The organism is Bacillus stercoris (assembly GCF_029772985.1).
Taxonomy (GTDB): domain Bacteria; phylum Bacillota; class Bacilli; order Bacillales; family Bacillaceae; genus Bacillus; species Bacillus stercoris.
Window position 1 is genome coordinate 2,460,793 of record NZ_CP121861.1, and the last position, 14,025, is coordinate 2,474,817.

Annotated in this window: 10 protein-coding genes and 5 pseudogenes; 3 read left to right on the plus strand and 12 right to left on the minus strand. The window is 42.0% G+C overall.

Annotated elements, in window-relative coordinates:
* Positions 1-41 precede the first annotated feature (41 nt).
* Positions 42-284: pseudogene (locus tag QA442_RS13110) on the minus strand (UV damage repair protein UvrX); the annotation flags it as partial.
* On the opposite strand from QA442_RS13110, the pseudogene QA442_RS13115 reads away from it, so the two are divergent.
* Both QA442_RS13115 and QA442_RS13120 read left to right on the plus strand, forming a co-directional pair.
* Positions 283-474 (plus strand): annotated as a pseudogene (locus QA442_RS13115) (HNH/ENDO VII family nuclease); the annotation flags it as partial. The pseudogenes QA442_RS13110 and QA442_RS13115 overlap by 2 nt on opposite strands.
* A gap of 14 nt (positions 475-488) precedes the next feature.
* A pseudogene (locus QA442_RS13120) lies at positions 489-946 on the plus strand (SMI1/KNR4 family protein).
* A gap of 721 nt (positions 947-1,667) precedes the next feature.
* Here QA442_RS13120 and QA442_RS13125 read toward each other — a convergent pair.
* The 7 genes and pseudogenes from QA442_RS13125 to spoVK form a co-directional block, all read right to left on the minus strand.
* Positions 1,668-2,383, minus strand: a pseudogene (locus tag QA442_RS13125) (LysM peptidoglycan-binding domain-containing protein).
* Between the two features lie 43 nt (positions 2,384-2,426).
* Positions 2,427-2,629, minus strand: a pseudogene (locus QA442_RS13130) (phage holin family protein); the annotation flags it as partial.
* 130 nt (positions 2,630-2,759) lie between these two features.
* Positions 2,760-4,094: a type I glutamate--ammonia ligase gene (glnA, locus tag QA442_RS13135; protein ID WP_014664076.1), complete on the minus strand. Its 1,335-nt coding sequence runs from the start codon at positions 4,092-4,094 to the stop codon at positions 2,760-2,762.
* Positions 4,095-4,152: 58 nt separating this feature from the next.
* A complete protein-coding gene (gene glnR, locus QA442_RS13140) occupies positions 4,153-4,560 on the minus strand; it encodes a transcriptional repressor GlnR (protein ID WP_014664075.1) in 408 nt (135 codons plus the stop codon).
* Positions 4,561-4,669: 109 nt separating this feature from the next.
* Entirely contained in the window at positions 4,670-5,935 is a 1,266-nt protein-coding gene (locus tag QA442_RS13145) for a methionine gamma-lyase family protein (RefSeq protein WP_095432825.1), read from the minus strand.
* 17 nt (positions 5,936-5,952) lie between these two features.
* Positions 5,953-7,215 (minus strand): GTPase HflX, encoded by a 1,263-nt coding sequence (gene hflX / locus QA442_RS13150; RefSeq protein WP_095432824.1) that lies wholly within the window; start codon positions 7,213-7,215, stop codon positions 5,953-5,955.
* A 132-nt stretch (positions 7,216-7,347) separates the two neighbouring features.
* Positions 7,348-8,316 (minus strand): stage V sporulation protein K, encoded by a 969-nt coding sequence (gene spoVK, locus QA442_RS13155; RefSeq protein ID WP_003231746.1) that lies wholly within the window; start codon positions 8,314-8,316, stop codon positions 7,348-7,350.
* Positions 8,317-8,938: 622 nt separating this feature from the next.
* On the opposite strand from spoVK, the gene cwlC reads away from it, so the two are divergent.
* Complete coding sequence (gene cwlC / locus QA442_RS13160) at positions 8,939-9,706, plus strand: sporulation-specific N-acetylmuramoyl-L-alanine amidase (protein ID WP_095432822.1); 768 nt, start codon at positions 8,939-8,941, stop codon at positions 9,704-9,706.
* A 63-nt stretch (positions 9,707-9,769) separates the two neighbouring features.
* On the opposite strand, the gene QA442_RS13165 is transcribed toward cwlC, so the two are convergent.
* From QA442_RS13165 to nrdI, 4 genes are read right to left on the minus strand one after another with little or no spacing between them, the layout of a single operon-like run.
* Positions 9,770-10,390, minus strand: coding sequence for a hypothetical protein (locus QA442_RS13165; protein WP_095432821.1), 621 nt, complete (start codon positions 10,388-10,390; stop codon positions 9,770-9,772).
* 48 nt (positions 10,391-10,438) lie between these two features.
* The gene (nrdF, locus tag QA442_RS13170; RefSeq protein WP_014664066.1) at positions 10,439-11,428 is read right to left on the minus strand and encodes a class 1b ribonucleoside-diphosphate reductase subunit beta; all 990 of its coding nucleotides are present in this window, start codon (positions 11,426-11,428) and stop codon (positions 10,439-10,441) included.
* Between the two features lie 17 nt (positions 11,429-11,445).
* Positions 11,446-13,548 carry a class 1b ribonucleoside-diphosphate reductase subunit alpha gene (gene nrdE / locus QA442_RS13175; RefSeq protein WP_095432820.1) on the minus strand — a complete coding sequence of 701 codons (2,103 nt, stop codon included), beginning with the start codon at positions 13,546-13,548 and terminating at the stop codon, positions 11,446-11,448.
* Positions 13,508-13,900 carry a class Ib ribonucleoside-diphosphate reductase assembly flavoprotein NrdI gene (gene nrdI / locus QA442_RS13180; protein ID WP_040083097.1) on the minus strand — a complete coding sequence of 131 codons (393 nt, stop codon included), beginning with the start codon at positions 13,898-13,900 and terminating at the stop codon, positions 13,508-13,510. Before nrdI ends, nrdE begins: the two co-directional genes overlap by 41 nt.
* Positions 13,901-14,025 lie beyond the last annotated feature (125 nt).

The window sequence follows — 14,025 nt, forward strand, 5'->3', positions numbered from 1 at the left end:
TATTTTTTTCTTATACCCCCTCCAAATTGAGGGGGTTATTTTTATGATTTATGTCCCCCAGTAAGTCCAGCTCTGTGGGGTGCAGTTCCTGCAGGTGTATAAGAAACTGCTCTCAGAATTGCTTTCGATCCGTATTTGCTTCTAATCCCATCCATGACAAAACCGAGTTTCCTTCTCTTTTCATTATCCGCTTCAAATAAACTCAACTGCTGGTTAACATCTTCCTCAATATTTGATAACGTAACTGAGATACTTCTCACTGTTTTACCCGAGTGAAATTTATTGATTCAAGAAGAGCCTGGCAATATGCTCGAGATACCTGAAAGCTGGCACAATAAGTACAGTGATGTTTTGCATGGATTAAAAGAGAATGGACAAAATTTTAGAAACGATCCAGTACTTGATAAACAATATAAAAGCTTTAGGAGAAGGTATTGGAGATGGAGAGCTCAGCAATTTGAGAACCAAGAATAAGAGGTGAAAGTTTAATGGATTATTCAAAAGTGAAAACTTTCTTTGATGAAAATAAAGAAAATTCAATTCTCACCGGGGGAGTCACTGAAGATCAGGTTAGAGAAATAGAAGAGGATCTTAATGTCCCCCTTCCAGACAGCTATAAATGGTTTTTAACTGAGTATGGTTCAGGGGGAGCATACGGGACAATGATACTCGGATATGACTCTCACGGTGCTGAAGTTGTTGAACAGACCAATGAATATAAAAAATATTATAACCTTTTCGATGGTCTTGTAGTGATCGAATATGTTGATGAATTTTCTTATTGTCTTGACACTAACAAGATGAAAGAAGGAGAATGCCCTGTCATCCTTTGGGATAACCAAGAGGGATATGGTAAACAAGTTGGTAGCACATTCCTAGAGTTTTTAATAGAAAGCTTGAAGAAGCGAAAGACGACTGGATTGATGATGAAGAATGGGACGATTAAGGTCAAAGGATTGCAATTTAGAGCCCCTCATTATATGAGAGGCTCTTTTATTACTTTAATTTCGCTTCAATTTTCGCTTTAGTCTTAGGTCCGTAAATATTGTCCTGCCTAAGCCCCTGTATAGAATAGAAAACTGCACTCATTTTGTTTTAAAATGAAGTATGGAACACATATAGTAGTTATTGCTAGCTGTATGTGCAACTTAATGTCTTTTTACTTTGGAGAAGCATTACGTTCATCTTGAATAGTTCGATCAAAGTTCAAATGAAAATTCTCGAATAAAGTCCTTTGTGTATATATTAATTTTGAGAAAAGGAGGGATTTGTGATTTTTTATTATGAAGTAATTTGTATAAGTTGCAGGAAAAGATTTAGAGTATATGAAGGCACATTGAAATATAAGCAAGTTAAAGAAAACATGAAAGGAAAATATACTTGTGAAGAATGTAGTCATAACATACGTTTAGAGGCTATAAAAAACTTTTTTAGATAACATTTTTTAAGAATTTCTTATAGATGTTAACTAGAAAACTGCAAAAGCCTGATCTAATAGGCTTTCTTTTTTTGCATAAAAAAACCCCCGGTTTATTCATCGAGGGTTGATTTTTATGCTTAAATCGTCCTTTTTATTCTTATTGGTACAAAAATACGAGATTTTTTAAACTCGTCAATTTACAAACTTATTTTAAAAGCTTTTCAATTTCCGCTTTTGTTTTCGGCCCCTAAATGCCATCAGCAGTCAGACCATTCACTAACCAAAACCGCTTGACTGCATTTGCTGTTTTCGGACCATAAACGCCATCAATGCCGTTATTCTTCGCCCCTTTATCCGGGTAGAAACAAAGAGCAGCCAGCGCTTTTTGAATCTGCCTTACGTCATCCCCTTTTCGCATAGGGCTTGTGACTTTATAGATGCCCGAAGGCAGCACATATGTCGTTTTTTTTGTTGCTTGGTTTAGTGCTTAAAGTGGTTGAGCCTGCGAGCTTTAACTTTTGTCCAACTGTGATTTTATTCGGGTCTTTAATGTTATTCCAGCTCTGAAGGTTTGCCACACCTACCCCATGCTCTTTTGCAATTGTGGAAAGAGTATCGCCTTTTTTAACTGTGTAAGTGCCCCCGGAAGCTTTAGATGCAGATGATGACGGTTTAGAAGTTGTATTCCCTCCCAAAGCCTTCAATTCTGCTTCGATGGCAGCCTTAACCTCGTCCCCTCTTCCCTCTGACAAAATACGGTGCGGACAATACTTGCCGTTCCAGTCTTGATATTTGCGGACACGATCCGTTCTTTAAGCAGCTGCGCCACAAATTTAATAGCCAGCTTTTCTGACGCGTCGTTTGCCGTGTTGTGAATGGTGATGCATTCAGCGTCCATGTAATTCGGGCATCCAAACCGTATTTAGCTTCTGATACAAGATTCTTTTTCACTTTGATTGTCATAAGTGTTCTCTCCTTTATTTTTGATATAGAAAAAGCCGCCGGGTTACCCAGCAGCCTGTTCATCTTTTTCGTTTGTTTGTTCGTTGTCACTTTCGATTACGTGAAGACGATCAGTAATGGCAGGCGGAATCTTAACGCCAATCTGTGCAAGGTTCTCCGTAATGGAAAGTCCCTCATTAAAAGAACGGTTCCAAATGTCAGGACACCGTTCAGATTGAGGATTGTATCTACGATATTTGCCACAATTGGAGTTAGATTCATAACTTCAAATTTTTTTGGTCTTATTTTGGTCAAGGACCAAAAAATATCGATCTTTTAATCTTATGACCAAAATTTAAAAATCCCCTGACACCAATAGTGCCAAGGGATTGAGAGATTAATACTGAGACATATACTGTTCGCGCTCCCAAGGATGAACTTGTGTGCGGAACATATCCCATTCGATTTCTTTTGCTTCGATGAAGTGTTCGAATAGGTGCTCGCCCAGCGCTTTGACCATGACTTCGTTTGATTTGAATTCTTCTAGTGCTTCTGCAAGTGTTGCTGGAAGGTCAACGATTCCGTTTTCCATGCGCTCTTCTTTGCTCATTACATAGATGTTGCGGTCGATTGGAGCTGGCGCTTCAAGTTTGTTTTTGATTCCGTCTAATCCTGCAGCAAGCAATACGCTAAGTGCAAGGTACGGGTTAGCAGCTGGGTCTACGCTGCGTACTTCAACACGTGTGCTGATGCCGCGAGAAGCCGGGATACGGATAAGCGGGCTTCTGTTTTGCGCGCTCCATGCTACATAACAAGGTGCTTCATAGCCAGGAACAAGACGTTTGTAAGAGTTTACTGTCGGGTTTGTTACTGCTGTAAAGCTTGTTGCGTGCTTCACGATACCTGCAATGAAGTGTTTCGCTGTTTCACTTAACTGAAGATCTGCGTTTTCGTCAAAGAATGCGTTAACACCATTTTTGAAGAGTGATAGATTGCAGTGCATACCTGAACCGTTCACACCGAACAATGGTTTTGGCATAAATGTCGCATGCAGGCCGTGTTTGCGGGCAATTGTTTTGACAACTAGTTTAAATGTTTGGATGTCATCACAAGAGCGGACTGCTCCAGCATATTTAAAGTCGATTTCGTGCTGACCAGGTGCTACTTCGTGGTGAGACGCTTCGATTTCAAAGCCCATCTCTTCAAGCTCAAGCACGATATCGCGGCGGCAGTTTTCTCCTAAGTCAGTTGGAGCTAAGTCGAAATATCCGCCTTTGTCGTTTAGTTCAAGCGTTGGCTCGCCTTTTTCGTCTAATTTGAATAAGAAGAATTCAGGCTCAGGTCCAAGGTTAAAATCGCTGAAGCCGAGGTCTTCCATTTCTTTCAGAATCCGTTTTAAGTTGTTTCGCGGGTCACCTTCGAAAGGTGTGCCATCCGGATTATAAATATCACAGATGAAACGTGCTACTTTACCTTTTTCAGCTGTCCATGGGAAGATAACAAATGTATTTAGATCTGGATACAGGTACATGTCTGACTCTTCGATACGAACGAATCCCTCAATAGAAGAACCGTCAAACATGACTTTATTATCAAGCGCTTTTCCAAGCTGGCTTACAGGAATCTCAACATTCTTGATTGTTCCAAGAATGTCAGTAAATTGAAGACGGATATACTTCACGTTTTCTTCTTTTACTAATGTTTCGATATCTTCTCTAGTGTACTTTGCCATTTGGTAAAATTCCTCCTCTTAAAAGGTAAATGTATATAGCAAAACAGTTGCTAACGGATTAATGAAAGAAGCGGGACATGTCGCCTTGACGGAATGTATTCCCTCTTTGAAAACGGCCGGCTTGCATAAGCTCGTTTTTCAGGAGCTGTCTCAGTTCGTCATCAGACAGATCATGTTTCATTGGTTTTTTCGTCTTCTCATTTTGTTTCTTCTCCGGCTCGGCTTCCGCCTTCGCCAGAATCTGTTTAATTCCTGCCATGTTTACACCTTGTTCTATCAGGTGCTTGATTTCTAACAGTTTATCTACATCATGAAATGAAAATAATCGTCTATTCCCTTCACTTCTGGCTGGAAATATCAGTCCATTTTCCTCATAATATCGAATTTGTCTTGCTGATAACTCCGTTAACTGCATGACAATTCCTATTGGAAATAAAGGCATTGAGCGGCGAATATTATCACTCATCTCAATTTCCTCCTTTTCTTAACTTAGTTTCATTATAGGTGATGTTATATTTTGTGTCAATACGATGTAAGGATTCTTAACATCAAATTAAGAGAAATTTTTAAAAAATTTAAATTAATTGCTTTTCCATCAATGAGTCTACCGCACTGCATATGGCATTCTTCACATGCGAATAGGTTAATCCTCCCTGAACATACGCTACATACGGCGGGCGAATAGGGCCATCAGCTGATAATTCGATGCTTGCTCCTTGAATAAATGTGCCTGCTGCCATAATGACATCATCCTCGTATCCCGGCATATAGGCCGGATAAGGCGTCACATGGGCATTGATTGGCGATGCAAATTGAATAGCCTGGCAAAAAGCAATCATCTTTTCTCTGTCAGAAAACTCAACGGATTGTATTAAATCCGTTCTTTTCGCATCCCATTTCGGGTTTGAAGTGAAGCCGAGTTTTTCAAGAAATCTCGCTGTAAACACCGCTCCCTTTAGACTTTGAGACACAACGTGAGGGGCCAAAAAGAATCCTTGATACATTTCTTGGAGCGAGTAAAGAGACGCCCCTGCTTCTCTGCCGATGCCAGGTGACGTCATACGGTATGAGCAAGCTTCAATCCATTTCGCTTTTCCAACAAGGTAACCGCCTGTTTTCGCAAGACCGCCGCCGGGATTTTTAATAAGAGATCCAGCCATCAGGTCGGCTCCGACATGGCAAGGCTCAAGCTCTTCCACAAATTCTCCGTAACAGTTGTCCACAAAGACGATCAAGTTTTCATTGATTTCTTTTACAAAACGGATCATTTCTTTTATTTCACTAATTAAGAAAGAAGGGCGATTCGCATACCCTTTTGAGCGCTGAATGCCGATTACTTTAGTCTTCGGATTGATCGCAGCGGCGACTGCATCGTAGTCTACCCTTCCGTCTTCCGTCAGATCAACCGCATTGTAGCCGATTTGAAAATCCTTTAATGATCCAGCGTTTTCTCCGCCTCTGACGCCCACAATTTCCTCTAGCGTATCATACGGCTTGCCCGTTATATAAAGGAGCTCGTCCCCCGGTCTGAGGACACCGAACAAAGCAATCGAGATGGCATGTGTGCCTGAAATGATTTGCGGCCTTACAAGCCCCGCTTCTCCGCCAAACACATCCGCATATATGCTTTCAAGCGTGTCTCTTCCGATATCATCGTAGCCGTATCCAGTAGACGGCGTGAAATGAGTGTCGCTTACTTTGTGTTTTCTATAGCTTTGAAGCACTCTCCATTCATTGCGCTCGCTGATTTCTTCTATTTGTTTATGAACGCCGGCAATGTCCGCTTCCACTTCCATTGCCGTTTTTTTCAGTAATTCTCCGTGTGTTAATGTGTCAAACATGTCTTTATATTTCCTTCCTACATATACTTCTTTAATTCACCGATGATACTTTGCTCTTCTTGGACATAGCCCGATATGTCATACCGTTCATTTTCTTCATTAAAATAGAAGCGGTCTACCATCGTTTCCGATTTGATTCTGGAAAGGAGCTTCCCTTCACCTGCCGGCACATGTGCTTCAAAAGACGTTAACAGCTCTTTGCGCAAATAGCGCTGAAGCGCTTCTTTAAAGGTTTCAGCGTCGTCCTCAAATTTCGCACTGACCATAATATGATCCCTTCCGGCGGACGGTATAAAATCAGGCAGTCTTTGATCACGTTTATTGTAAGCCGTGAGCATCGGGATATCGTCTGCTTCAAGTTCCTCAAGCAGACGAAGGACTGTTTTTTCATGTCCCACATAATCCTCATTTGAAGAATCAATTAAATGCAGGATCAAATCCGCTTCTTTTACTTCCTCAAGCGTTGACCGGAATGCAGCAATCAATGTCGTTGGAAGATCCTGAATAAATCCTACTGTATCTGAAAGAAGAACACTGTAGCCGCTTGGCAGGACCATTTTTCTGGTCATCGGGTCCAGCGTGGCAAACAGGAGGTCTTCTTCATAGCTGTCAGCACTCGTCAGGCGGTTGAACCATGTTGATTTCCCCGCGTTTGTATAGCCGACAAGCGCAATTTGAAGCACACCGTTTTTCTTTCTTCTTTCTCGGTATCGGCTTCTATGACGAATGACAGTTGAAAGCTGTGTGTTGATTTCATGAATGCGATTTCTGATATGGCGGCGGTCGGTCTCCAATTTCGTTTCCCCGGGACCTCTGGCACCAATTCCTCCGCCTTGCCGGGAGAGGTTGATCCCTTGTCCCGTCAGACGCGGCAGTGCATATTGCAGCTGAGCCAGCTCAATTTGAAGTTTGCCTTCTCTTGTTCTCGCCCGCTTTGCGAAAATATCTAATATCAATTGCGTGCGGTCAATCATCTTCACTTCGATTGCTGTTGCCAATGACTTTAGCTGGCTTGGCGACAGTTCATCATTAAAAATGAGGAGATCAGCTTCAAGCTCTTCCACCAGCGCCTTCAGCTCTTCTACCTTCCCTTTTCCTATATATGTAGCGGCGTCAGCCCTGTTCCGTTTTTGCGTGACGCTGGTCAACACTTTTCCGTCTGCTGTTTTTGTCAGAGAGGCTAGCTCTTCCATAGAATTTTCAAAATGCTCATCCGTGATATGCGGCAGCTGACATCCGACTAAAATGGCTTTCTCCTGAATCGTTTCTTGTTCGTTCAAATGGATGTTCCTTTCTTTTGCATATTGGGCAGTAGTATTATCATACCAAACCCTGCATGTGTATACCACAAATCGATTGCTTTGAAAAGCAGAAATACAAGCAAAAAACAGACCTCTCAAAAACTGAGAGGTCTATGCAGATCCAGATGCTTCTTCTTTAATGGAAAGATCTTGGCTTTTGATTGTCATCAAGTCGCTTTTTAAGTATTGGTCTCCCATTAAAAGCCTCATGGCTTGTGCTCTGATCGATTTTTCGATCACATTTCTGACAAAACGTCCATTGCTGAATTTAATGGGACTTGTCGTGCTTTTCACTGTCATTAAGTAATCTTTTAATTTCCATTCCGCTTCTTGACTGAGCTGGTATTCCCTTTCATCAATCATTCGTTTCGCAATCTCCATGAGCTGGGTCACAGAATAATCCGGAAAATCAATGGAGATGGGAAATCTTGATTGGAGACCCGGGTTTAGCGAGAGGAAATGATCCATTTCCCGAGAATATCCGGCGAGTATCAAAATAAACTCATGCTGTTTGTCTTCCATATGTTTTACAAGTGTGTCGATCGCTTCTTTTCCAAAGTCCTTTTCGCCGCCTCTTGCCAGCGAGTAGGCTTCGTCTATAAACAAAATGCCGCCTAATGACTTTTTGATTAAATCTCTCGTCTTTTGGGCGGTGTGTCCAATATATTCCCCGACCAGATCAGCCCGCTCTGCTTCGATTAAGTGGCCTTTTGAGAGGACATTCATTTCAAAGAAAAGCTTGCCGATCAGCCGTGCAACCGTCGTTTTTCCCGTTCCCGGATTTCCTTTAAACATCATGTGCAGCGCTTGTTTTCCCACCTTCAAGCCTTGCTCCGCGCGTTTTTGGTTCACAAAAATCCAGGCGTATATTTCCTTGATGTTGCGTTTCATTTCCTCCATGCCAACTAATGCGCTCATCTCTTTTTCAATTTCCTTCAAAATGCCGTGCTTTGCTTCGTTTTTTTGCAATGCAGCCTGATATTCCGCCTCTGCCTCAGCATTCGTCAGCACCTGCTTTTGCCCGTTCAGAATAATGTTGATCTGTCCGTTGTTTTTATAAGTCACAGCGCGCTCCAACATCTTCACCTCTCTGTTCTCTCTATATGATATTCAAGCGGATGCCGATTGTGACAAACGCCTATCATGTGTCGAATCAATTGCTTTTTTCGGGAACGATAAGGAATCCTGCGCTTTCCCGAGAAATACTTTATTTCTTATTGTATTCACGGACATGGGGTGGACAAACCATGAGATTTTGTTTTTAATCATTTTATTAGAGTAATATATACTTTTCTCCCTTCACGTTGAGAAACACGGGCTGTTTTTTGTGCAAAGCGCATCATCCGGCCGAAGATCCCTGCGAAGGTGTTTTCCTTTTCTTCTAATGATATCTTTCATGACCGTTCCTTTTTTCAAAATGAACGGCGCTCTCATATCTAAATGCATGCTTTTAAAATGAAAGCACAGCTTAAAACCAGCAGGAATCAGTGCAGATAGAATCGAACCCATAATACTCACTAACATCTGACATATGCACATATTTCATTTCAGACCGTATCAGTTGTCGCTTCATGTTGAATTGTGCGCTTTCCCGAGAAATAATTTCCGGATGTTGAAGGGGTATTTCCTCATTTTTCAGATAAATGATAATCGTACAAGCAGAAGCCGTGTTTTTTCATATCCTGTAATGAGGTGATGAAGAATGGTTAAAATTTTTATTGATCCTGGCCATGGCGGGTCTGATCCTGGCGCAACAGGAAATGGCCTTCAAGAAAAAACGGTAACTCTGCAAATCGCTTTTGCCTTACGTACGATATTGACTAATGAATATGAAGGTATTTCTTTGCTGCTGAGCCGGACAAGCGACCAATATGTCAGCTTAAATGACCGCACATCTGCCGCAAATAACTGGGGAGCAGATTTCTTTTTGTCCATTCACGTTAATTCCGGTGGAGGCACAGGTTTTGAAAGCTATATTTATCCAGGTGTAGGTGCCCCAACGACGTCTTATCAATCGTCAATTCACTCTGAAGTGATACAAGCTGTCGACTTTGCCGATCGCGGCAAAAAAACAGCCAACTTCCACGTCCTAAGGGAGTCGGCCATGCCTGCCCTATTGACCGAAAACGGCTTCCTTGATACCGTTGCCGATGCAAACAAACTGAAAACAAGCAGCTTTATTCAAAGCTTAGCAAGAGGGCATGCAAACGGGCTGGAGCAAGCCTTTAACCTTAAAAAGACTTCCAGCACAGGGTTATATAAGGTTCAAATCGGTGCATTTAAAGTCAAAGCGAATGCGGACTCGCTGGCAAGGAGCGCCGAAGCTAAAGGGTTTGACTCGATTGTCCTTTTAAAGGATGGATTATACAAAGTGCAGATTGGCGCATTTTCATCCAAAGACAATGCGGACACTCTCGCTGCCAGAGCGAGAAATGCCGGCTTTGACGCTATTGTGATTCTGGAATCATAGTCGAGACAGGGACGAGCGCCTCATAAAAAAACCCGGCTCCTCATCACGAGAAACCGGGTTTTTTTATACGAGAATATCAACAACAAACTGTGACCATGTTTCCAGACGGTTATAGATATCACTCTGTTTTAATTCAGAAACTTTCATCCATTTACCCGCAATTTGGTCTTTCTCCTTCACTTCCACTTGTGCGCCGGGCTTCAATTGAAGCGCAGAAAGAATACCGATATGCACTTTACCGACACTGTTTTCATCATCATTGATCAATCCCAGTGTGACAATCGCCTGTTTATCTTCTTCATTTATTTGCAGTTCTTCCTCAAGCTCACGGTCTGTGTTCAGCTTTAAGACTTCAGCAAATGAAGCTGCCTCTTCGATGGCGTTCATATGGCCGCCAAAGCCGAGAGAAAGCCTGTTGTGCAGGCGTGATTCACCACCGCCGGCCAGCCGCTCGTAAAGGAAGACTTCATCTTCGCGCTTGATGACGACATAAGGTATCGGCTGCTTGAAACGCGGATCTTCTTCTGCGTCCCCTCTTCTCATTTCACGATAGGCTGCTTCAATCTGAGCCATGATTTCTGCTACTCTGCTATCTTCACTGTACACGCCCTGGAAGGTTAAGCTTTCTTTCTTAAACACATCATCACGCGGGGCGACTAAAATCATTTCGTCCATTTTTCCCATGGGTACTGCGTCCTCCTCATTTAACCTTCAAGCCGAAAAGAGCAGATATTATATCTGCTCTTTTTCATCTTCAAAATAAAAGTCATCATCTTTGAGCGGCTCAACTGTCGCTTTTTTATAACCGTTCCCCTTCATGGAGAAGAAGTCATGCGATTTTGTTTTTGTATTTAATCCGTTTAAAACGATCGGATTAATGTCTTCCTCTTCGAAGTATGGATCAAATCCAAGGTTCATGAGCGCTTTATTTGCATTATAGCGGATGAATTTCTTTACATCGTGTGAGAGTCCGACTTGATCGTACAAGTCCTCTGTATACTCAAGCTCATTTTCATATAACTCATTCAGAAGGTCGATCGCAAATTCACGAAGCTCTGCTTTTTTCTCTTCTGTCTGTTTATTATAAATTTCCTGAGCTAGGAGACCGACATATACGCCGTGAATCGCTTCATCACGAAGAATCAGGTTAATGATCTCACCGCTTTGCATCAGTTTTCCTTGTCCGTAGAAATATAACGGATAATAGAAGCCGCTGTAGAAAAGGAAGCTTTCCAAATAGACGGAAGCAACCATCGCTTTGAACAGTGATATTTCATCATCTTTTTGAATGGCTTTGTAAAGCCCGACAATCATTTGCGCTTTTTTCTGCAAATATTTATTTTGTTTAACCCATTCGAATACTTCGTTGATCGTTTCAGTCGGTGCAAGGGTCATGAAGATATTAGAGTACGATTTCGCATGGACAGCGTTCTCCATCATCGCCATAAAGTTCAGCACCGCTTTCCGCTGGTGGCCGTCTACGTGTTCAGCCACGATCGGCATCCCCGTATTCCCCTGCTCTGTATCAAGAAGCGTAAGTCCTGCAAGTACCTTCATATAAGTGTCCTGCTCATTTTTTCCGAGGTACTTCCATGTGAGGAGATCGCCGTTTAAAGCAATCTCTTCCGGAAGCCAGAACTGTTTCACGTTTTGGTTATAGAACATTTGGGTAAAATCGTCTTCATGCTTTGACCAGTTTGCTGCGTCATAAATTTTTGTCACTATAAACTCTCCTTTAATCAAACAACACAAGAAAGGCAGCTGTCTTGCCCAGTATCTTTCGTTCTTGCATAGTAAATGGTTTTAATTCCTCTATGATGTGCATACAGATCGATTCGGTTTAAATCACGGGTCGTCATTGTGTCTTTTAAGAACAATGTGAAGCTGATGCCCTGATCAATGTGCTGTTGGATAGTCGCGATCATATCCACAACCTTGAACATGTCCATATCGTAGGCTTCTTTATAGAAGAACCAGTTATTAGATGCAAGCCCAGGCATTGGGTAATACGTTTTTGAGTTGCCGTATGTTCTTTCTTCAATTCGTTCCATAATCGGCATAACAGACGCCGTACTTGATTGCACGTATGAGATAGAGCCTGTCGGCGCAATGCATAATCTGTAGCTGTGATACATACCGTGTTCAGCGACAAATGCTTTTAGCTGTTTCCAATCCTCTGTCGTCGGGATATGCATCCCTTCAAACAGATTGGCGATTTTTTCGTATTTCGGCGAGAAATCAGCGGAAACGTATTTGTCGAAGTATTCACCCGTTGCATAGGTTGAGCCTTCATATTGATCAAACGTTTCGCCTTTCTCTTTTGCAATTTCCGCAGAACGCTGGATGGAGTAGAAGTTCACCATCATAAAGAACGTGTTTGCAAAGTCACGCGCTTCCGGGCTTTCATATGCAATACCGTTTTGCGCAAGGTAGCCGTGAAGGTTCATAGCGCCTAGACCGATTGATTTCATCGCTTTGTTTGCCCGTCTTACAGCAGGCGCATTACGGATGTCAGTCGTTTCAGACACATGTGTTAAAGAGTCTGTCGCAAGCTTGACTGTTTTTTCGATTGACTTATGCTCCATAACGTTGAGGATGTTAAGTGAGCCTAGGTTACAGGAAATATCCAAACCGATTTCATCTTCTTCATCATAGTCTGTGTATGAAGAAACTTGAGATGCCTGCAGCACTTCAGAGCAAAGGTTAGAAAATTTCACCTTGGAAATATGGTTATTCGCATGCACTTTGTTCACGTTATCTTGGAACATGATGTATGGATAGCCTGATTCAGAACGAAGCATCGCCAGTTTTTCAAGCAGTTTCCGCGGGTTGATTTTTTCCTTTTTGACCCGAGGGTTGTCGACAAATTTGTCGTACATTTCGTTCATGTCCATCTCATCCATGTGCTGGCCGTACTCTTTATAAATCGTGTGCGGATAGAATACATAAGCCGCTTTGTCCTCACGTGCAAGCTCAACGAACTTATCCGGAATGACAACACCGATAGAAAGCGTTTTGACACGCACATCTTCATCCGCAGAAATCTTTTTCGTATCAAGAAAATCATTGATATCGCGGTGGAAAATGTTTAAGTACGCCGCGCCGGACCCTTGTCTTTGCCCCATTTGGTCAGCGTAACGGAACGCGTTATCAAGAAGCTTCATGACGCCTACAACGCCTTTTGTCGCATTTTCAACATCTTTAATGGCTTCACCTTTCGCACGGAGCTTGGACAGGTTAAGAGAAACCCCGCCGCCCAGCTTAGAAAGCTGCATGGAGATATCGATCGCTCTTGAGATATCGTTTAAGGAATCATTGACTTCCAGCAAGAAGCAGCTGACAAGTTCTCCGCGGCGTTTTCTGCCGGCATTCAAAAATGTCGGTGTGCTCGGCTGATATTCCTGATTGATCATCAGGTTCACATATTCTTTTGCTTTCTCAGTGTCGCCGTTGGCGAAGAACAGCGCAACAATTGAGATCCGGTCCTCATAACGCTCGAGGATTTTTTTCTTGTCATTCGTTTTCAAAGCATAGTCATTATAGAATTTAAACGCACTCATGAAGGAAGGAAAACGAAACTTCTTAGCGTAAGCTGTCTTAAACACTTCTTTAATGTCTTCAAAAGAATAAAGGCTTAAGAATTCCTCTTCGTAGTATTGGTTTTCAATCAAATAATCCAGCTTCTCTTTTAAATCGTGAAAGAAAACTGTGTTTTGATTGATATAGTCTACAAAATAGCTATGTACAGCCTCTTTATCCTTATCAAACTGGAATTTTCCATCTTTTTGGATCATGATTTCGTTATTTAACTGGATCCATTTTGGCACTTGATTTTGTGACAACTCTTTCTACCTCCTGAGTAAACAATTCAACGTCTTTAGATGTGCCGCTGAGTTCAAATTTGTGCAAGATCGGCACCTGATATTGTCTAGAAATGGTATCGGCGCTTTTTGCAAAGTTATCGCCCCATACTTTATTGCCGCTCGCAGCGACTCCTAATAAGAGATGGGCGTATTTTTCGAGAAATGATTGTGTTGATGCCGGTACCTGACCGAAGTTTGTCGTGTAGGTGACCAAAACAAACGGAGTGTCCACGTGGTCTATTTCGTCCACCTTGCGTATCTGCTGAAAGCCTATTTTATTCACAAACCGCTGAACATTCCCTGTTTTCGAATCAAATATGATTTGTACCACGTTTTATCACGACCTATCAAAAAATATGAATCTCTCATCACTAACACTATATATAGTATACTACCCTCTAGTAAAAACACAATATATAGATTCGTTTTTATGAAAAATTCATATTTTGATCAAAT